This window comes from Mesorhizobium loti (genome assembly GCF_003148495.1).
In the GTDB taxonomy this organism is placed as follows: domain Bacteria; phylum Pseudomonadota; class Alphaproteobacteria; order Rhizobiales; family Rhizobiaceae; genus Mesorhizobium; species Mesorhizobium loti.
In genome coordinates this window covers 836,452-854,192 of record NZ_QGGH01000001.1, presented here as the reverse complement: position 1 = coordinate 854,192, position 17,741 = coordinate 836,452, and the positions used below count along the sequence as shown (strand labels likewise).

At 61.7% G+C, this 17,741-nt stretch carries 21 protein-coding genes; 14 read left to right on the top strand and 7 right to left on the bottom strand.

Annotated features, from left to right (window positions below):
• Positions 1-62: 62 nt before the first annotated feature.
• On the top strand, positions 63-680 hold the full coding sequence (locus tag C8D77_RS04300) for a hypothetical protein (RefSeq protein ID WP_109659623.1): 618 nt from the start codon (positions 63-65) through the stop codon (positions 678-680).
• On the opposite strand, the gene C8D77_RS04295 is transcribed toward C8D77_RS04300, so the two are convergent.
• The gene (locus C8D77_RS04295; RefSeq protein ID WP_109661257.1) at positions 664-1,587 is read right to left on the bottom strand and encodes a metallophosphoesterase family protein; all 924 of its coding nucleotides are present in this window, start codon (positions 1,585-1,587) and stop codon (positions 664-666) included. The two genes, C8D77_RS04300 and C8D77_RS04295, sit on opposite strands and share 17 nt — an antisense overlap.
• Positions 1,588-1,658: 71 nt before the next feature.
• Between C8D77_RS04295 and C8D77_RS04290 the strand changes: the two genes are divergently transcribed.
• Entirely contained in the window at positions 1,659-2,153 is a 495-nt protein-coding gene (locus C8D77_RS04290; RefSeq protein WP_109659621.1) for an NUDIX domain-containing protein, read from the top strand.
• 1 nt (position 2,154) lies between these two features.
• Here the strand turns inward: C8D77_RS04290 and C8D77_RS04285 are convergent, their stop codons facing one another.
• Positions 2,155-3,147 (bottom strand): glutathione S-transferase family protein, encoded by a 993-nt coding sequence (locus C8D77_RS04285; protein ID WP_109659619.1) that lies wholly within the window; start codon positions 3,145-3,147, stop codon positions 2,155-2,157.
• Between the two features lie 273 nt (positions 3,148-3,420).
• Here C8D77_RS04285 and C8D77_RS04280 point away from each other — a divergent pair, with 273 nt between their 5' ends.
• From C8D77_RS04280 to C8D77_RS04255, 6 genes are all read left to right on the top strand, one after another.
• Complete coding sequence (locus C8D77_RS04280) at positions 3,421-3,957, top strand: GNAT family N-acetyltransferase (RefSeq protein WP_109661255.1); 537 nt, start codon at positions 3,421-3,423, stop codon at positions 3,955-3,957.
• 61 nt (positions 3,958-4,018) lie between these two features.
• Positions 4,019-4,780, top strand: a complete 762-nt coding sequence (locus C8D77_RS04275) for a 3-hydroxyacyl-CoA dehydrogenase (protein WP_109659617.1) — start codon at positions 4,019-4,021, stop codon at positions 4,778-4,780.
• A 6-nt stretch (positions 4,781-4,786) separates the two neighbouring features.
• Positions 4,787-5,962 (top strand): CaiB/BaiF CoA transferase family protein, encoded by a 1,176-nt coding sequence (locus tag C8D77_RS04270; RefSeq protein WP_109659615.1) that lies wholly within the window; start codon positions 4,787-4,789, stop codon positions 5,960-5,962.
• Positions 5,963-5,993: 31 nt separating this feature from the next.
• Complete coding sequence (locus C8D77_RS04265; protein ID WP_109659613.1) at positions 5,994-6,782, top strand: HugZ family pyridoxamine 5'-phosphate oxidase; 789 nt, start codon at positions 5,994-5,996, stop codon at positions 6,780-6,782.
• Positions 6,783-6,927: 145 nt separating this feature from the next.
• Positions 6,928-7,272, top strand: a complete 345-nt coding sequence (locus C8D77_RS04260) for an ArsR/SmtB family transcription factor (protein ID WP_109659611.1) — start codon at positions 6,928-6,930, stop codon at positions 7,270-7,272.
• A 218-nt stretch (positions 7,273-7,490) separates the two neighbouring features.
• A complete protein-coding gene (locus C8D77_RS04255) occupies positions 7,491-8,294 on the top strand; it encodes a TrmH family RNA methyltransferase (protein WP_109659609.1) in 804 nt (267 codons plus the stop codon).
• 2 nt (positions 8,295-8,296) lie between these two features.
• Here C8D77_RS04255 and C8D77_RS04250 read toward each other — a convergent pair whose 3' ends face one another.
• Both C8D77_RS04250 and C8D77_RS04245 read right to left on the bottom strand, forming a co-directional pair.
• Positions 8,297-9,427, bottom strand: a complete 1,131-nt coding sequence (locus C8D77_RS04250; RefSeq protein WP_109659607.1) for a coiled-coil domain-containing protein — start codon at positions 9,425-9,427, stop codon at positions 8,297-8,299.
• Positions 9,428-9,680: 253 nt separating this feature from the next.
• Positions 9,681-10,217, bottom strand: a complete 537-nt coding sequence (locus C8D77_RS04245) for a DUF1134 domain-containing protein (protein ID WP_245270509.1) — start codon at positions 10,215-10,217, stop codon at positions 9,681-9,683.
• 392 nt (positions 10,218-10,609) lie between these two features.
• Here C8D77_RS04245 and chpT point away from each other — a divergent pair, with 392 nt between their 5' ends.
• Positions 10,610-11,239 (top strand): histidine phosphotransferase ChpT, encoded by a 630-nt coding sequence (gene chpT, locus C8D77_RS04240; RefSeq protein WP_109659605.1) that lies wholly within the window; start codon positions 10,610-10,612, stop codon positions 11,237-11,239.
• 237 nt (positions 11,240-11,476) lie between these two features.
• Positions 11,477-11,881 carry a response regulator gene (locus tag C8D77_RS04235; RefSeq protein ID WP_109659603.1) on the top strand — a complete coding sequence of 135 codons (405 nt, stop codon included), beginning with the start codon at positions 11,477-11,479 and terminating at the stop codon, positions 11,879-11,881.
• A gap of 111 nt (positions 11,882-11,992) precedes the next feature.
• Here C8D77_RS04235 and ctrA read toward each other — a convergent pair whose 3' ends face one another.
• Positions 11,993-12,688, bottom strand: a complete 696-nt coding sequence (gene ctrA, locus C8D77_RS04230) for a response regulator transcription factor CtrA (RefSeq protein WP_006203583.1) — start codon at positions 12,686-12,688, stop codon at positions 11,993-11,995.
• A 450-nt stretch (positions 12,689-13,138) separates the two neighbouring features.
• On the opposite strand from ctrA, the gene C8D77_RS04225 reads away from it, so the two are divergent.
• Positions 13,139-13,516: a flagellar export protein FliJ gene (locus C8D77_RS04225; RefSeq protein WP_109659601.1), complete on the top strand. Its 378-nt coding sequence runs from the start codon at positions 13,139-13,141 to the stop codon at positions 13,514-13,516.
• Positions 13,517-13,668: 152 nt separating this feature from the next.
• Here C8D77_RS04225 and C8D77_RS04220 read toward each other — a convergent pair whose 3' ends face one another.
• A complete protein-coding gene (locus tag C8D77_RS04220) occupies positions 13,669-14,067 on the bottom strand; it encodes a winged helix-turn-helix transcriptional regulator (protein WP_109659599.1) in 399 nt (132 codons plus the stop codon).
• A gap of 90 nt (positions 14,068-14,157) precedes the next feature.
• Between C8D77_RS04220 and C8D77_RS04215 the strand changes: the two genes are divergently transcribed.
• On the top strand, positions 14,158-15,084 hold the full coding sequence (locus C8D77_RS04215) for an NADP-dependent oxidoreductase (RefSeq protein WP_109659597.1): 927 nt from the start codon (positions 14,158-14,160) through the stop codon (positions 15,082-15,084).
• 398 nt (positions 15,085-15,482) lie between these two features.
• Positions 15,483-15,767 (top strand): hypothetical protein, encoded by a 285-nt coding sequence (locus C8D77_RS04210; RefSeq protein ID WP_109659595.1) that lies wholly within the window; start codon positions 15,483-15,485, stop codon positions 15,765-15,767.
• A gap of 209 nt (positions 15,768-15,976) precedes the next feature.
• Here C8D77_RS04210 and sciP read toward each other — a convergent pair whose 3' ends face one another.
• Entirely contained in the window at positions 15,977-16,252 is a 276-nt protein-coding gene (gene sciP, locus C8D77_RS04205; protein ID WP_013529904.1) for a CtrA inhibitor SciP, read from the bottom strand.
• Positions 16,253-16,541: 289 nt separating this feature from the next.
• Between sciP and mnmA the strand changes: the two genes are divergently transcribed.
• Positions 16,542-17,732: a tRNA 2-thiouridine(34) synthase MnmA gene (gene mnmA, locus C8D77_RS04200; protein ID WP_109659592.1), complete on the top strand. Its 1,191-nt coding sequence runs from the start codon at positions 16,542-16,544 to the stop codon at positions 17,730-17,732.
• The last annotated feature ends 9 nt before the right edge of the window (positions 17,733-17,741 follow it).

Below are 17,741 nucleotides of genomic sequence, written 5' to 3'. Positions count from 1 at the left end.
CAGTGCATTTTGCCGGCGGCTGTGTTAACCCCATGTTAACCAAACCCGCGAGGCAAACGCCGATGAAGGAAGCAGGCGAGAAGACCATCGACCAGTCGAAGAAGCTGTCCGATGCCATCCGTGATGTGAAAAATGCCTTCGCCGACCGCGACGACGTCGTCGTCGATATGCGCGAGGCGCATCGCATGCGCCTCGATCTGCTTGCCGCCGAGCTAGCGCCGGTTTTTGCCGATGTTCCCGCCGACATGGACAATTTCGACTTTGTCGTCTCGTCCGGCTTGCAGCCGCGCCTGTGGATCGACGCCGTCAGCCATGTCGCCATGGGACGCGACCGCCGCACCTATCGCTTCCTCAAGGACACCCGCATCGGCCGGGTGGTGCTTGCCGAATCCACCGAGATGAAGCCGGTTGCCGATTCCGTGACACGCTATGTCGCCGAGCGCATCGTCGAGCGTCAGAGGATGATGGAAGGCGGGGTCGAACCGGCTATCGCCGGCATGAAACGCGCCGATGTCCCGGAAGCCGAACCGCCACTGCGTGCGACGACGCGCAGCAAACGCTGGTCGGCCTTTCTGTCCGGGCTTGGCCTGGTCGCTGCCGGCGCACTGGTCGGCCTTGTGGTGTCGGTCGTCCTGTTCTGGGACCGCATTGTGGCCATGGTTGTCAACTTGCGGCCATAGCGGCCTCGACGCCAAGCTCCAGCGTCTGCAGATCGGATGGCGGTATGGACGGCCCGGTCAGGCCGCGCCGTGTCAGTCGGATTCGCCAGTTTCCCTTTTCACCGTCGATGTCGAACAGATTGTACTGCGCCGCCGGGTGCTTGCCGCCCGGCGCCTGGCCGGCGGCAGCGACGCCGACCGCCGGGATCCTGACGCCTCGACCGCCGATGAAGAACAGCGACGGCAGATGCGAATGGCCGTGCAGCACAAGTTCGGCGCCATGGCGGCGAATGATCTTGTGAAAGCGGGCGATGCCGAACAGCCGCTTGTGCTGCGGGACCGCGCCGCGCACCGGCGGATGGTGGATCATGATGGCGCGGAACAGCCCCTGCCCGGCGGTATCCCCGAGGATTTTACCAAGCCGCTCCGCCTGGCCTTCCATGAAGAAACCATTGGCCATGAAGGGTGCTGTGGCGCGTGCCGTCGAGACACCGATCAGCGCGACATTGCCGCGCACGCGCAGATAGGGGAAGGCGTTGCGGTCGACCGGCGTGTTGACGCCGTCGCCGCTCATCCACGCCGCCCAGGATCGGCAGACCTTGTCGAAGGCGCCGGGCACATAGGCGTCATGGTTGCCCGGAACGACCGAAACATCGTGCGGCGATCCCAGCGTCTCCAGCCAGTGCTTGGCCATCTCGATCTCGCCGTCGAGCGCCAGATTGACCAGGTCGCCGGTGACGGCGAGGTGGTCAGGCGCGTTCGCCTTGATGTCGGCCACGATCGTGTCGATGACGGCGTCATGCATATGGCGGCGGCGGTTGCGCTGCCAGTTGACATAGCCGAGCACACGCTTGGAGGCGAGATCGCGATAGGATACATCGGGGAGCGGCCCCAGATGGACATCGGAAATATGCGCGAGCCTGAACATTTCTCTTTCATAGGCGACGGGCGCGCGGCTTTCCACACAAGGTTTCCTTTCCACCCACGGTTTCGCAGCTGATGGCGAAACCTGAAGATGCCTTCCGCCAGACCGGCTGGGCTGGACTCAGGGCCAGGCTGTTCCATCTCTATTTCGTGCTGCGGCGGCCGATGACGCTTGGCGTGCGCGGCCTGATCCACGACACGGCGTCCAATTCCGTCTTCCTCATTCGACACACTTATGTGCCGGGCTGGCAGCTTCCCGGCGGCGGCGTCGAAGTCGGTGAGACGCTTGCCGAGGCACTGGCACGCGAACTGGCCGAGGAAGGCAACATCGCGTTGACCGCCCCGCCGGTGCTGAAGTCGATGCATTTCAATCGTCGCGCCAGCCGCCGCGACCATGTCGGCTTCTACCTGATCGAGCATTTCAGCCAGACGGCGCCGAAGCTGCCGGACCACGAGATCGCCGAAGCCGGCTTCTTCCCGCTCGACCGCCTGCCTGAGGGCACGACGCCGGCGACGCTGCGCCGGATCGCCGAGATTTTCGGCGGCGAGCAGCCCTCGCCCTACTGGTAGATCAGGCCGCCGCTTGCTCGAACCGCGCCCGGTCATGCCGTGCGCCGTAATCCAGTTCCGGCCCTACCGGAACGATCCGCGTCGGATTGATCGTCTGATGGCTGGCGTAATAATGCGCCTTGATATGATGCAGGTTCACGGTCCCGGCCACGCCAGGCACCTGATAGAGATCCCGCAGATAATTGGACAGGTTCGGATAGTCGACGATGCGGCGCAGATTGCATTTGAAATGGCCGACATAGACCGGGTCGAAGCGCACCAGCGTGGTGAACAGCCGCCAGTCGGCCTCGGTGATGCGGCTGCCGACGAGATAGCGCTGTTTTGACAGCCGCTCCTCCAGCGTATCCAACGCCGCGAACAGTTCGCCGAACGCCTCTTCATAGGCGCGTTGCGTGGTGGCGAAGCCGGCGCGGTAGACGCCATTGTTGACCGCGGGATAGACCAGCGCATTGATGCGGTCGATCTCGCGGCGCAGGTCCTCGGGATAGAAGTCGAGCCTGGCATCGCCCCATTCGTCGAAAGCCGAATTCAGCATGCGGATGATCTCGGAAGACTCGTTGGAAACGATGGTCTGCTCCTTTTTGTCCCACAGCACCGGCACCGTCACCCGGCCCGAATAGGCGGGATCGGCTTTGGCATAGATCTGGTGCAGGAAGTCGAGGCCGTAAAGTGTATCGCCGGTAGCGCCGTCCTCAGCCAAAAACGTCCAGCCGTTGGCGCCCATGAAATGATGCACCACCGACACCGATATGATGCCTTCCAGCTTCTTCAGCGCGCGAAAGATCAACGTCCGGTGCGCCCACGGACAGGCAAGCGAGACATAGAGATGATAGCGGCCGGGCTCGGCCTTGAAGCCGCGCGTCCGGCCTTCGGCCGGCGCTCCGTCAACGGTGATCCAATCGCGCCATTGCGAGTGCGTCCGCACGAACCTGCCGCCGTTGTCCGCCGTGTCATACCAGCGATCCTGCCACCTGCCTTCAACCAGCAATCCCATGCAAATCTCCTTGCGTCCTATTGGTTTATGTAGGCGCAAGGCTGTCCTGTCGAAGACGTCAGGTGCTGAACAGACCGTCACTTGGCAGAAACGACGGACAAAAACGGCCGATTGCAGCGGCAGGAAATTGATGCTAGCGGACAATCCGCATGTTCGACTTTGCTTTGATCCGGTTTGACCGACGACGAAAGGGCGCCCGCGCTTGATGAAGCGCTGACTGGCGAATGCTGCCGTTTGCAGCAAACCTTTCCTCCTTACCGGAACGCAAAGACCATGAGCCTTGCCGACGTGAAATACCTGCCGGAAACCCCGGTGCATGACCTCCAGATCGAAGCCATCAACGACGAAGCCTTCGGGCCCGGCCGCTTTGTGCTGGCCGCCTACAAGATCCGCGAAGCCGGAGGGCACGAACGCTCGCTGTCCTTTGTCGCCGTCGATGGTGACCTTGTCGTCGCCTCGGTGCGCATGACCCGCGTCGCCGCCGGCGCCGGTCGCGCGCTGATGCTCGGGCCGCTTGCGGTGCGGCCGGCCTTCAAGAATCTCGGCATCGGCCGCCGACTGGTGGCGATCGCGCTGGAGGCCGCCGCCAAGGCCGGCGCGCCCGCGGTCATGTTGGTCGGTGACGAACCCTATTACGGTCCGCTCGGTTTCAAGCGGATTCCGCGCGGCCAGATTTCGATGCCGCGCCCTGTCGATCTCGACCGGCTGCTGTCGCACGAGATCGCGCCGGGCGCGGTCGCCAGGCTCTCGGGCGAGGTCTGCCACGCCGATCAGGCCAGGGTGGCCGATCCCATCGCGGCGATGGCTTGACCTTTCCCGTCGATCTGGCGCCTGATCCGTCCCACTGTTCCTGAGATCAAAGGATGACGCCATGAACCCGAACGGCCAGATCGCGATCGTCACCGGCGGCGGCTCCGGTCTTGGCGAGGCAACGGCGCGCGCGCTGGCCGCCAAGGGCGCCCGCGTCGCCATCTTCGATGTCGGTATTGATCGCGCGGCCAAGGTCGCGGCCGAGATCGGCGGCATTGCCGTCCAGTGCGACGTCAGCAGCGCCGACAGCGGAACCGCTGCACTCGCCGACGTCGCCGCCAAGCTTGGCGAGCCGCGTATCCTGGTCAATTGCGCCGGCATCGCCATTGGCGTGAAGACGATCGGCAAAGATGGTCCTCATCCCCTCGATCAGTACCGCAAGGTGATCGAAGTCAATCTGATCGGCACGTTCAACATGATCCGCCTCGTCGCCGAGCGCGCGTCGAAGCTCGAGCCGCTGCAAGGTGGCGAGCGCGGCGTCATCGTCAACACCGCTTCGGTTGCCGCCTATGATGGCCAGATCGGCCAGGCCGCCTATGCGGCGTCCAAGGGCGGTGTCGTCGGCATGACGCTGCCGGTGGCGCGCGACCTTGCCCGTTCCGGCATCCGCGTCTGCACCATCGCGCCCGGCATCTTCAAGACGCCGATGATGGCCGGCATGCCGCAAGAGGTGCAGGATTCGCTGGGTGCCGCAGTGCCCTTCCCATCGCGTCTGGGCGAGCCGTCCGAATATGCCGCTCTCGCCCTTCACATCATCGAGAACCAGATGTTGAACGGCGAGACCATTCGTCTCGACGGCGCCATCCGCATGGCGCCGAAGTAGACGGTCATGAGCGCCGGCTTGCCAGCTGCCGGGAAGACCGGTCCGCTTGCCGGTTTGAAGGTGATCGAGATGGCCGGGCTCGGCCCCGTGCCGCTGGCCGGCCTGTTGCTGTCGGAGATGGGCGCCGAAGTGCTGCGCATCGAACGGGCGGGGGCGAGCCAGTTCCTGTCGCTGCCGGATGAGTACAACATCGACCGCCACGGCCGCGCACTGCTGCGCATCGACCTCAAGCGCCGGGAAGGCACCGATCTGCTGCTGCGCCTGGCCGAAAAGGCGGACATCTTGCTCGAAGGCTTTCGTCCCGGTGTCATGGAACGGCTTGGCCTCGGCCCTGAAGCGGTGCTGGCGCGCAACCCGGCGCTGATCTACGGCAGCATGACCGGCTTCGGCCAGGACGGCCCGCTCGCCGGCCGCGCCGGCCACGACATCACCTACCTCGCCTATTGCGGCGTGCTGCACGCCATCGGTCACACTGACGGCCGTCCCGTCCCGCCACTCAACCTCGTCGCCGACTACGGTGGCGGTGCCATGATGCTGATTGCCGGCGTGCTGGCCGCCCTGTTCCAGCGCTCACGCACCGGCAAGGGGGAGGTCATCGACGCGGCGATGGTCGAAGGCGCCTCGATGCTGGCGACGCCGCTGCACGCCTTCATGGCGGCCGGGTTGTGGAGCGAAAAGCGCGGCGCGAACCTGCTCGATTCCGGCGCCCCCTTCTACGACACTTATGAGACGTCAGACGGCCGCCATATCGCCATCGGCTGCCTCGAGCCGCAGTTCTTCGCCGAATTCGCCAAGCTGCTGCCGCTAGACGAGCGCTTTATATCCGGCCAGTACGACAGGGCATTGTGGTCGCCGATGCGCGCGGCCATTGCCGATCGGGTCCGGCAGAAATCGCGCGACGACTGGGACCTGCTGTTTGCCCAAACCGATGCCTGCGTTGCCCCCGTCCTGTCGCTGCAAGAGGCGAAGCACCATCCGCACAATCGGGCACGCAACGCCTTTGTGACGGCGGGTGCATTCGAGCGCCCTGCCCCGGCGCCGCGTTTCTCGAGCTCGCAACCAACACTGGCCACCATGCCCGGCGATGACGATTTGTCGCCGGCGACAATACTGGCACGTTTCGGCCTTGCGAAAGCCGAGATCGACGGCCTTGTCAAATCCGGCTTGCTGACCGATAACTAGAGAAGATAAATCAACTTATTGCGGTGACGCCTTGGACGAACCGAAGAAGGACGTGATCCGCGAGACAGACGCCGAAGCGATCCGGCTGGGCAAGACGCTTCTGCGCAACGCCCGCTTTGGCGCTCTGGCGGTGATCGAACCGCAAACCGGCTCGCCGCTGGCCAGCAGGGTCGGCGTGGCCTCCGACATTGATGGCGCGCCGCTGATCCTGGTTTCGATGCTCTCGGCGCACACCGGCGCCCTGCTTGCCGATCCGCGCTGCTCCCTGTTGCTTGGCGAACCCGGCAAAGGTGACCCGCTGGCGCACCCGCGCCTGACACTGGTCTGCCAGGCGGCACGGCTTGAGCGCGGATCAAGCGAACACGCCCGCACCGAGCGCCGTTATCTCAACCGCAATCCCAAGGCGAAACTTTACGCCGGTCTCGGCGACTTTTCGATCTTTCGCCTCGAGCCGCAACGCGCCAGCCTCAACGGCGGCTTCGGCAAGGCCTATCATCTCGATCAATCGGATGTGCTCACAAGCGGACCGATCGTCGAGGAACTGGCGACGAGCGAACAATCCGCCATCGACCACATGAACGCCGACCATCTCGACGCGATCGCCGTTTATGCAAAGCATTTCACGAAAGTGTCCGGCAACGGCTGGATAATTGCCGGATTCGATGCCGATGGTATGGATCTGGTGTCGGGCGACGATGTTTGCCGGGTCTTCTTCCCACAACCCTTGGCAGCAGCACGCGAATTGCGACACGTTCTGGTCGAAATGGCCAGGGTCGGACGGGCCTCGGTCGACGTCGGCACTGGACTTAATTATGATTGATCAAAAGCAACACTTGAGATTTAAATGAAATGCTCTACCTTTTGTTGGTGACGTTGAATCGCATGTGCCGATTCACGAGTGAGTTTATGGAATCAGATGCCATTGCCCCCATGGCGTCAGGATGAACAGGAAGCATGGGGGATCGATGGTCTCGACAAAGCTAATCGTCAACGCCGAAGCGGCGGCAGAGTTTCTCATGCTGATGGGCAATGAGAAGCGCCTGTTGATCATGAGCTATCTCGCCGAGGGTGAAATGTCGGTCGGCGCCATCGCCGAGAAGGTGATGCTCAGCCAATCCGCCCTGTCCCAGCATCTCGCCAAGTTGCGGGCGCTCGACCTCGTCGACACACGCCGCGACCGGCAGATGATTTACTATTCCTGTAAATCCGACGCCGTACGCGAACTGCTCCACATGCTGGACGGTATTTTCGGCAGCGGCAAGGACGACCTGTCCCAGATGGCGCACCGTTTGCGCCGTGCCGGAACCTGACCACACTGTAGCCCGCTGACCTCACCGGCGATTTCAAAGCGACATGCGCCCATCCGGGCGCACAGAGGTAGCTGATCGTTGTCAGAGCGACATGCGCCCATCCGGGCGCACAGAGGTAGCTGATCGTCGCGAATTGTCGCATCGTGCTTTCATGGCCAAAGGTAAGCGCCGGGGATCGTTCCGGATATTCGGGCCGATGCGACGGCCGCGAGGAATGCATGGATCCCATTCGCATCGACGACCCGCAAGATCCGCGCGTCGCTGCCTATCTCGACATCCGCGAGCGTGACCTCGCCGGCCGGCAAGGCCGCTTCGTCGCCGAAGGCAAGGTGGTGTTGGACCTGCTGCTCTCGGCTGGGCGCTTTGCCGCCGAATCGGCGCTGGTCCTGGAAAATCGGCTGGCCGGTCTTGAGGAGATCCTGCGCAAGGCGCCGGCCGACCTCCCCGTCTATGTCGCCACCAGCGCGGTGATGGACGCAATCGCCGGGTTTCACATGCATCGCGGCATCCTGGCCATGGGACGCAAGGGGGCGCCGCAGTCGGCTGAGGCTCTTCTCGATGCCTTGCCAGCCCAGGCGCTGGTCGTGGTGCTCGTCGGCATCGCCAACCATGACAATATGGGTTCGATCTTCCGCAACGCCGCCGCCTTTGGCGCCGACGCAGTTCTATTGGATGTGACATGTTGCGATCCGCTCTACCGCAAGGCGATCCGCGTTTCCGTCGGCGCCGCGCTCAAGATCCCGTTCGCATCGTTCGCCGACACCGCCGGCTTCACGGCAATGCTCGCCAGGCGCGGCTTCGAACAATTCGCGCTCTCACCACGCGGGCGGACCGACATCCGCGATGCGCAGCGGAGTGAACGCATGGCGCTCTATCTCGGTACCGAGGGTGAAGGCTTGCCGGACAGCCTGCTCGCACGCCTGCATGGCATGCGGATCACCATGTCGGAAGGTTTCGACAGCCTGAACGTCGCAGCCGCCTCAGCCATCGCGCTGCATCATTTTTCGGCAAAAGAGAGCTGATTTCAGCTTGTCGCGTCAGCCTTCTGCAAATCCCGCACGCGGTCGGCAAGACTGCGGTTGCCGGAGCGTGCATCCGAAGGTGCCGCCAGCGCCTTGGCTATCGGCGAACCCGGCCCCTCGAGCTTGGCCGTCAGATGGACGACCTCCGCCGCCAGTTCGTTCATCTGCTCGCGCAGGGCGGAGCTGCCGTCCGTGGGATTGGACGCGGCCAGCGCGGTGAGATCCGCCTTCAGCCGCTTGTTCTCGCGCGCCAGCGCCGTCAGCCTCGCCTCGAGCCGCTCACGGTCGCTGTCGAGCTTGGCGATCGCCTTGTCGAGGTCATCGCTCCTGGCAACGTCGCCGCCCTTGCCGACCAGCCGCAAGGCCGGTGCGCTATCTTCGGCTTTCGATTTTTCGCGCATGCGCGCCAGTTCCTTTTCGCGGCGGTCGAGCTTGTCCTCGCGATCGGCAAGCGTGGCCAGCAGCCGTTCGACCTTCTTGTCGAGCTCGGCGGTCCTTTTCTTCTCGGCTTTTAGGGCGTCGCGCGTGGCCTTGCTTTCGGCCGCGATCTCCTGGCTGCGCCTGTCCGCTTCCTTGCGCTGGCCGCGCAGCAGCGCAATGTCACTGGCGAGTTTCTGCATTTCGGATTCGCGCGCCACGAGCTCGATCTGCCGGCTGCTGGAGGAAAAACTGGCGTCGTCATACATGTGCTCCAGCTTTTCCAGCTCGAGCGCGCGCTTTTCCAGCTTGCGTTCGGTTTCCTTCAGTCGCTCCGAAAGCTGCTGCAACTCGCCCTCGCGCTGACGCAACGCTTCGTTCTTGGCGCCGAGTTCGGTCAGCGCATGGTTCTTGTCCATGCGCTCGACCGCCAGCCCCTTCAGGGCCTCGCGACCGCGATTGATCTCGACGAGTTGTTCGGCCGCCTTCTCGCGCAACGCCTTGACGCTGATTTCGAGGCGGCGCGTCGACATGGCGTACTCGGCGCGGATGCGGTCCTTGTCCGCCTGGATCTCGGTTTGCGTCAGAGGGATCGAGCCTTCGATACGTTTGCGCGTCAGGGCGACGGCGCGACGCCATATGGCCGGAGCCACCATAAGCGCCAGAAAACCGGCGCAGAGAAAGCCGAGGACGAAGAACAGGACCGACTGGACCAAGTGACTACCCGTTGTGGACGGCAACCATCAAACCAATGCATGTCGCCCAAAAAGTGGGAACCGGTTTTGGGACAACGACATGCAACAAGATAAAACCAAAAGCGCGTCGAGCACTTTTGACTGTGCCACGTTGACATGGCTGAAATCCAGCGTTGCGGCAAGGGTTTGCCGTAACGGGACGGGTTTAATGCATGCCGCCCAAAAGTGGTCCCGGTTTTGGGAGAACGACATGCATAAGCCAAAGATCTTCAGCTCAGAACGGATTCCAGGTGGCGCGCTCGGTAAGCTTCAGATAGCCGAGATTGACGCCAAGCCGGGCACCGACACCGGTGCGGATCGGCACCAAAATCACGTTGTTGTTCTTCAGCACGTTGAAGCCGACACCAGCCACCACATAGGCCGAACCGGCGACGCCGCCATAGCGGTTGTAGAGGCTGCCCACATCGTCGAGATTGTAGACCAGCATCATCACCCGTGACCCCTCGCCGCCAAAATCCCAGCCGAGTGACGGGCCTTGCCAGAACACTTTGTGATCGCCGGCATTCTTGGTGTAGAGCGTGCCTTCACCATAGGTCAGGCCGCCGATCAGCGCGCCCGAGCCCTCTTCCCCCAGCAGATAGCCGTTGGGCAGGCCGTAGGAAGCAAAAATCTTCTCGACGACCGTGGCGAGCCCGCCCGATGTCGCACCGAAGAACTTGTGCCCGGAATCGACAATCTCCTGAGCGGTATATTCCTGGGCCCGCAGGGCTGAAGTCGAGAAGACGAGAACGCCCAGGAGCGTGACCGCCATTGAGAAGACACGGAGAAAGCTCCGGTCGTAGTATCGGGAAAACATGCTTCCAATCTCCGTCAGGGAGCACCTTCGCCGACGCCTCGCACCCCGTACGGCTCTTTTAGCCGGCCGTTAAGGGTAACTGTTACGGGCAAACTATGCCGTAATCCTTTTTCAACCATTAAGCTCCCACATGAACATGGCGGTTCGAAGGCTGTTTTGGGGTCGCTTAAGTGGGTCGGCGGCCTGCGTGAACACGCCATTTGCCACATCCACAATTTTGGATTTGTTGCTGCACGCACGGGTGCTGTGTATTCAGAAAGCCCGAGGAGAGAGTGCGTGATTCGTGTGGGCAGGCGACGATCGATCGCTCGACCGTGAGTTATTAGATTTTGCAGGGATTTTCGCCGATGGCCGATCTGTTCACCCTTTCTGCACCCGATCTGGCAGCGCTATTATGCAGCCGGGTCTGCCACGACATCATCTCGCCGGTCGGCGCGATCAACAATGGGCTCGAGCTGCTCGATGAAGGCGGCGCTGACGAAGACGCCATGAAGCTGATCCGTCAGAGCGCCCGCAATGCTTCGGCCCGCCTGCAGTTCGCCCGCATCGCCTTCGGCGCCGCCGGCTCGGCCGGCATGCTGATCGATACCGGCGATGCCGAAGCGGTCGCAATCGCCTTCCTCAAGAACGAAAAGCCGGAACTGACCTGGAACGGGACCCGCGCACTGCTGCCCAAGAACAAGGTCAAGCTGCTGCTCAACCTGATCCTCGTCGCCAACGCCGCCATTCCGCGCGGCGGCAAGCTTTCGGTAACGCTGGAAAACCTCGAGACCGAGCCGCGTTTCGCGCTTGCGGCGGCTGGCCCGATGCTGCGTGTGCCGCCGAAATTCCTCGAACTGCATTCCGGCCACAAGCCGGAGGAGCCGATCGACGCGCATTCCGTGCAGCCCTATTACACGCTGCTTCTGGCGCGCGAAGCCGGCATGACGATATCGATCCACGCGACGCCGGAAGAAATCGTGCTTTCGGCTGCCTGATAGCGCAGCCGGGAAGCCGAAGTATTTTTCCATCGAAATCTGTAATTCCGGCCCATCGACATGAAATGCGTTTGATCGCCTGGGCAGCGTTGAAGCATTCGCGAATAAAAGCGAACAGCCGCAGTCTTTGTAAAAATTTTACCTAACGCCTTTTCGGCTTCTTTACCAGATTGGCCTATGGTGCGTCTGGATACCCCCGACGCTACCGGATTGCCAGACGGCAAAGAGGACCCGGAAATGAAACGCTGCATGTTCGTCGACGATTCAAGTGTCATCAGGAAGGTTGCAAAACGCATCCTGGGCGGCTCCGAAATGATTGTCATCGAGGCAGCCAGCGGACTTGATGCGCTGGAGATGTGCGCCGCCGACATGCCCGACATCATCGTCGTCGATGGCGCCTTGCCTGATGTGCCGGCGGTCGATCTCATCCGTCGCGTGCGCGCCATGGAGAGCCCGATAAGGCCGCAGATCCTGATTTCACTGGTCGAGCTCGATATCGCTTCGATCATGCGGGCCAAGCGCGCCGGCGCCCAGGGCTACCTCTTGAAGCCATTCAACAGGCCGCAACTGCTCGAGCGTTTTCGCACCTTGAAGATCGCACCTGATTCGGTGGTGTTGAGCAATTCCAGGAAAAGCGCGTGACGCGCCTGCTGTCAGGAATTGCGTAAAAAGAGATAATTACCAGCCCATCACGCAAAAAACCCGGCCAGAGCCGGGTTTTTTATTGAAGAAAGTCCGAACGATGCCCGTCGATCAGGCGCTGACGCGGATGTCTTCCGGTTCGCGCAGCACATAGCCGCGACCCCAGACCGTCTCGATGTAATTCTGGCCGCCAGATGCCGCGTCGAGCTTCTTGCGCAGCTTGCAGATGAAGACGTCGATGATCTTGAGCTCAGGCTCGTCCATGCCGCCATAAAGATGGTTGAGGAACATTTCCTTGGTCAGCGTCGTGCCCTTGCGCAGCGAGAGCAGCTCCAGCATCTGGTATTCCTTGCCGGTCAGGTGCACGCGCTGGCCGCCGACTTCGACGGTCTTAGCATCGAGGTTGACCACCAGGTCGCCGGTGGTGATGACCGACTGGGCGTGCCCCTTGGAGCGCCGCACGATGGCGTGAATGCGGGCAACCAGCTCATCCTTGTGGAACGGCTTGGTCATGTAGTCGTCAGCGCCGAAGCCGAGGCCACGCACCTTGTCCTCGATGCCGGCCATGCCGGAGAGGATAAGGATTGGCGTCTTTACCTTGGAAAGGCGAAGCGTTCTCAAGACCTCGTAGCCCGACATATCAGGCAGGTTGAGATCGAGAAGGATGATGTCGTAATCGTAGAGCTTGCCTAGATCGACGCCCTCTTCACCGAGATCGGTCGTGTAGACGTTGAAACTTTCCGATTTCAGCATCAGCTCGATGCTTTGTGCGGTTGCACTGTCATCTTCTATCAGCAGAACACGCATTTCATTCCCCTTTTCTGCTGCCGGACCATTTCACGACCCGTCCGGACCCGGAGCAGTGGTTGCCTTGTGCAGAGGCTGCCATCAAATGGTTAACAAAACCTAATTTCCCGCCCATGACGGTACCAGATTTTTTAACCTCTTTCTACACCCTCTTGAATCTAATAACGAATCTCAGAACCAAATCCTAATGCAACACATCAACAATCTGGACTAAGTGACTCCAGGGACTCATCGACGTCGCTTCCGCATCGGCGGCCGGAATTTTTACCCGGCCTTAAGTCCTGACCCGTATGATTAACAATGCCCGTAAACGAATGGTTACCGCTGGCAAAAAACTTTAGGGTTTTGTTTCCCATAGTTCGGGGAAAGCCGGTGGACACGGGTGCGGCCTGGGCTCTTCCAGGTGGTTTGGACGATAAGTGCGGGTGTGCGTTTCCGGGAGTACGAATCATGAAGTCACGTGAAAACCTCGTTCGGCTGAAACAGTTTCAGGTGAATGAGAAGCGGCGGCAGCTGCTGCAGCTCGACATGATGATCGCCGAGTTCGAACGCATGGCCGTCGAGCTGGAGCTTCAGATCACCGCTGAAGAAAAGAAGGCCGGCATCACCGACATCAACCATTTCGCCTATCCGACCTTCGCCAAGGCGGCGCGTTTGCGCCGCGACAACCTCAGAAATTCGCAAAGCGACCTCGCGCAGCAGCGAAGCACTGCCGAATCATTACTCGGCGAAGCTGAAGCGGAGCTTTCCAAGGCGGAAATGCTGGAATCGCGTGACACCAAGATCCGCGAAGCCGAAATCGGCGGCCGCAGCGCCATGATCGGCTGAAACCGGCCTGTCCACGACATTGGCGCTTGCCATCTGGCAAGTGCATGATCTCGGCCGGCCCTGGTGGAAGGCCGCCAAGAAAACTGAGAGCCGCCCTAAGTTTTTATGCATGTCGTTTTCCCAAAACCGAGGTCACTTTTGGGCGACATACATTAGGCGGCCCAATCCCCTTCACCATCGGCAATTGCCCTCGCACGGGCGTCCTTGATGTCCGGTGCATGCTGCTCCGCCCATGATCTGATCTCGGTAAGGAGCCCCGCCAGGTTCTGGCCGAGTTCGGTCAACTCATATTCGACACGCGGCGGGATGACCGGGAAGATATCGCGCCGCACCAGTCCGTCACGCTCAAGCACGCGCAGCGTCTGCGTCAGCATCTTCGGCGTAATGCCTTCGAGCTTGCGGGCAAGCTCGCCATTGCGCAGCCGGCCTTTGCGCAGCGCGCAAACCACCAGATAGACCCATTTGCTGGCCAGCATCTCCAGCACGGTGTGCGAAGGACACGTTCGCCGGAACGCGTCATAGCCGAAACCGCAGTCGTTCTCACTATCCATGAGGTGCGTATATATCAGAAAGGTACATACTGGACAAGGGACTATTACTATCCAAATGATAGTGGCAGCAACCAAGCAGGAGATATCTCAATGCGTGCCGTTATCCAGAACTCCGTCGGCGGACCCGACGTCCTTGTCATTGCCAATCAGCCCGACCCCACACCAAAGGCCGGCGAGGTGCTGGTCCGCGTCAAAGCCGCCGGCATCAATCCGGTCGATGGCTCCGTTCGCGCCGGCCACTATCAGCTGCTCGGCGAGCCGCCCTTCATCCTGGGCTGGGATATCTCGGGAACAATCGAGGCGCTCGGCGCTGGCGTCACCGGCTTCAAGATCGGCGACGAGGTGTTCGGCATGCCGCGCTTTCCCAAGCAGGCGGCGGCCTATGCCGAACTGGCGGCTGTGCCGGCCGATGAAATCGCACTGAAACCGAAGGGCGCCGACCACCTCCAGGCAGGCGCCTTGCCTTTGGCCGGCCTGACCGCCTGGCAAGGCCTCGTCCGCCATGGCGGGCTGAAATCGGGCCAGCGCGTATTGGTCCATGCGGGGGCCGGCGGCGTCGGCCATCTGGCGGTGCAGATCGCCAAGGCGCGCGGCGCCTATGTTATCGCCACCGCCAGACCGCAAAAGCTCGATTTCGTCCGCAAACTCGGCGCCGATGAGGTCATCGACTACACCAAGGGCGATTTCACCGACCAGGTTCGCGACATCGATCTGGTGCTGGAGCCACTGGGCGGCGAGCATGCCGAACGCTCACTGAAGGTGCTCAAGCGCGGTGGCGTGCTGGTGTCATTGCTCAATGTCAGCGACGCCACCAGGGCGCAGGCCAGTGCGCAGGGCATCCGGGTCGAGCGCATGTCCGTCGTGCCCGACAGGAAGGGCCTGCAGGAACTGGCTCAGTTGATCGATGCGAAAAAGCTCGCCGTCCATGTGGCGAAAAGCTTCCCGCTCGACCGGGCGGGGGCTGCTCACGCCTTCCTCGCCACCAAGCCGATCGGCAAGGTTGCGCTGACGGTTTGAGCGCCAAAAGACTCGTTTCGAAAACGAAGGCGCGGCTTGTCGCGCCCTTATTTCGAGCGCGCGGGCGCGGACGAACCTAGCGCGGCGCGCTGGATCGTCTCGCCTCTGCCCGGTTATATGCGAGATCGGCGACGTTGAGAAACGGGTGCGCGCTCGAGAATCCATATGGGTAGAACCAATTCGAACGGAACCTCCTATCGATCTTTAAGCCTTTTAACCCATGTTACCGAAGTAGTTAACAAGAAATACTTGGAATCTCAAGTTTTGGGACAAAGCGTGTGGTATATTCCGGGAGTACCGAGGAAAAACGCAGATGGGTTCGAAGAGACGTCAACTTCCTTGTTCGACTCATCTTCCCGTCACATGGCCTGCGAGAGGTACTGAGCGCCAATTTCCGTATGCTGGACCTGTCTGAGGGCGGAGCGGCGCTGTATATCGGCAGCTTTTCAGGCAGTCCGGATCACTTTTACCTGCAATTTGGTGACGAAAAATCCGAACTCGTGAGCTGCTACCTGGTTCAAAGGACACAACACGCGCTAAGTTGCCGATTCAGCAATCCGCTCCCAACCGCACATATCGACGCGATTATTGCCCAGAAAGAGATGGACCTAACCATCGAAAGTCTTTTTTCGAAGACGAACGAGGATTTGGTCAACGACTTCCTCGGCTCATTTGTGGAATAGATTTCTTTCATACCTGATCGGGGAAGCGCGATCTTCTCCTCGCCCTGTGGAACCCCGAAGGAGGGACGACCCATGGCTCACCCCCGCGGGTCTGCGAGCGAGCTTGCGTTGTGGCGATCGAGGGGGGCCGCGCTCACCGGCCCGCGAGCGAAAAAAGGACGGTTGCGCCGCCCCTCGATTCACGACCGCCGTTCCAGAAGCAAATCTTGCTAGTGCCGGTATTGCTGGATGCGTGTCGTGCGCAGCCCGGCAAGGCCATATTCGTCGATCGACGCCTGCCAGGACAGGAATTCCTCGGTGGTGAGCTTGTAGCGTTGGCAAGCCTCGTCCAGGCTCAAAAGCCCGCCGCGCACGGCCGCAACCACTTCCGCCTTGCGCCGGATAACCCAGCGACGTGTATTCGTCGGCGGCAGATCGGCAATCGTAAGTGGGCTGCCGTCAGGCCCGATAACATATTTGACTCTCGGTCTAACCAGATCGGTCATCGTACTCTCTACAAAAAACTCAAAGACCCAATCCCCGCCACGTTACCGCCACAGCTTTAAAAATTGCCTAAGCAGACCCTAATGACTAGGTAAGGATCATGAACGCCGCGTTAGTCTTTTCGCTGGCATTTGAAACATCCGCCTGGAAGCGGCGGCAGTGCGCGAAAAATCCACCCGTTCACCGGAACCGGTCGCCGCCTGTCGGTCCGCCCTGCAAGCTGGCGTAGCCGCAAAGCTTGACCTATATTCGCGTCATTGGCATTCAGACGCCGTGCAGAACGAAAGAACCATGAACAGCCTCGATCTTCCTGGACGTCCCGAAAACACCCGTATCGTCGTCGCCATGTCGGGCGGTGTCGATTCATCGGTCGTCGCCGGCCTGCTGAAGCGCGAGGGCTATGATGTCGTCGGCGTCACCTTGCAGCTCTACGACCATGGCGCGGCGACGCACCGGGCCGGCTCATGCTGCGCCGGGCAGGACATCGACGATGCCCGCCGTGTCTCCGAGACGCTCGGCATCCCGCATTATGTGCTCGACTACGAGGAGCGCTTCCGCAAGGCGGTGATCGATCCCTTCGCCGAGAGCTACGTCGCCGGCGAGACGCCGATCCCATGCGTTTCCTGCAATCAGACGGTGAAGTTCGCCGACCTCCTGGCCACCGCCAAGGAGCTTGGCGCCGACGCCCTGGCCACCGGCCATTACATCCGCTCCGGTGCCAATGGCGCCCACCGCGCGCTCTACCGGCCGGTCGACGCCGACCGTGACCAGAGTTATTTCCTGTTCGCCACCACGCAGGCACAGATCGATTATCTGCGCTTTCCGCTTGGCGGCCTGTCGAAGCCACAGGTTCGCGCCATTGCCGAGGAGATGGGGTTGACGGTTGCCGCCAAGCAGGACAGCCAGGACATCTGCTTCGTGCCGCAGGGCAAATATTCCGACATCATCGCCAAGCTGAAGCCGACTGCCGCCAATCCGGGCGACATCGTCCACATCGACGGCCGCGTGCTCGGCCGCCATGAGGGCATCCTGCGCTACACGATCGGCCAGCGCCGTGGCATCGGCATAGCTTCCGGCGAGCCGCTCTACGTCGTCCATCTCGATGCCGACCGCGCCCGTGTCGTGGTCGGCCCGCGCGAGGCGCTGGAGACGCACAAGATCTATCTGCGCAATATGAACTGGCTGGGCGACGGACCGCTCACAGATGTCCCCGCTGGCGGCCTGGAACTGTTCGCCAAGGTTCGCTCGACGCGACCGCCGCGCCCGGCCGTGCTGCATCACGGCAAAGGCGCCACATGGGTGGAACTGGTCGACGGCGAGTCCGGCATCGCGCCCGGGCAAGCCTGCGTGCTCTATTCCGATGACGGCAACGAGGCCCGCGTGTTCGGCGGCGGCTTCATCGAGCGTTCGGAGCGTGGCGCCGAGGCCGAGGCCATGCTGACCCGGCTGGCCGCCAGGCCGACGCAGATTCCCGCGGAGTAGGGGCTCCGT

Coding starts and splice junctions, on each gene's coding strand:
- C8D77_RS04300 (WP_109659623.1), top strand. CDS start 63: ATGAAGGAAGCAGGCGAGAAGACCATCGACCAGTCGAAGAAGCTGTCC.
- C8D77_RS04295 (WP_109661257.1), bottom strand. CDS start 1,587: ATGTTCAGGCTCGCGCATATTTCCGATGTCCATCTGGGGCCGCTCCCC.
- C8D77_RS04290 (WP_109659621.1), top strand. CDS start 1,659: ATGGCGAAACCTGAAGATGCCTTCCGCCAGACCGGCTGGGCTGGACTC.
- C8D77_RS04285 (WP_109659619.1), bottom strand. CDS start 3,147: ATGGGATTGCTGGTTGAAGGCAGGTGGCAGGATCGCTGGTATGACACG.
- C8D77_RS04280 (WP_109661255.1), top strand. CDS start 3,421: ATGAGCCTTGCCGACGTGAAATACCTGCCGGAAACCCCGGTGCATGAC.
- C8D77_RS04275 (WP_109659617.1), top strand. CDS start 4,019: ATGAACCCGAACGGCCAGATCGCGATCGTCACCGGCGGCGGCTCCGGT.
- C8D77_RS04270 (WP_109659615.1), top strand. CDS start 4,787: ATGAGCGCCGGCTTGCCAGCTGCCGGGAAGACCGGTCCGCTTGCCGGT.
- C8D77_RS04260 (WP_109659611.1), top strand. CDS start 6,928: ATGGTCTCGACAAAGCTAATCGTCAACGCCGAAGCGGCGGCAGAGTTT.
- C8D77_RS04255 (WP_109659609.1), top strand. CDS start 7,491: ATGGATCCCATTCGCATCGACGACCCGCAAGATCCGCGCGTCGCTGCC.
- C8D77_RS04245 (WP_245270509.1), bottom strand. CDS start 10,217: ATGGCGGTCACGCTCCTGGGCGTTCTCGTCTTCTCGACTTCAGCCCTG.
- chpT (WP_109659605.1), top strand. CDS start 10,610: ATGGCCGATCTGTTCACCCTTTCTGCACCCGATCTGGCAGCGCTATTA.
- C8D77_RS04235 (WP_109659603.1), top strand. CDS start 11,477: ATGAAACGCTGCATGTTCGTCGACGATTCAAGTGTCATCAGGAAGGTT.
- ctrA (WP_006203583.1), bottom strand. CDS start 12,688: ATGCGTGTTCTGCTGATAGAAGATGACAGTGCAACCGCACAAAGCATC.
- C8D77_RS04225 (WP_109659601.1), top strand. CDS start 13,139: ATGAAGTCACGTGAAAACCTCGTTCGGCTGAAACAGTTTCAGGTGAAT.
- C8D77_RS04220 (WP_109659599.1), bottom strand. CDS start 14,067: ATGGATAGTGAGAACGACTGCGGTTTCGGCTATGACGCGTTCCGGCGA.
- C8D77_RS04215 (WP_109659597.1), top strand. CDS start 14,158: ATGCGTGCCGTTATCCAGAACTCCGTCGGCGGACCCGACGTCCTTGTC.
- C8D77_RS04210 (WP_109659595.1), top strand. CDS start 15,483: ATGCTGGACCTGTCTGAGGGCGGAGCGGCGCTGTATATCGGCAGCTTT.
- sciP (WP_013529904.1), bottom strand. CDS start 16,252: ATGACCGATCTGGTTAGACCGAGAGTCAAATATGTTATCGGGCCTGAC.
- mnmA (WP_109659592.1), top strand. CDS start 16,542: ATGAACAGCCTCGATCTTCCTGGACGTCCCGAAAACACCCGTATCGTC.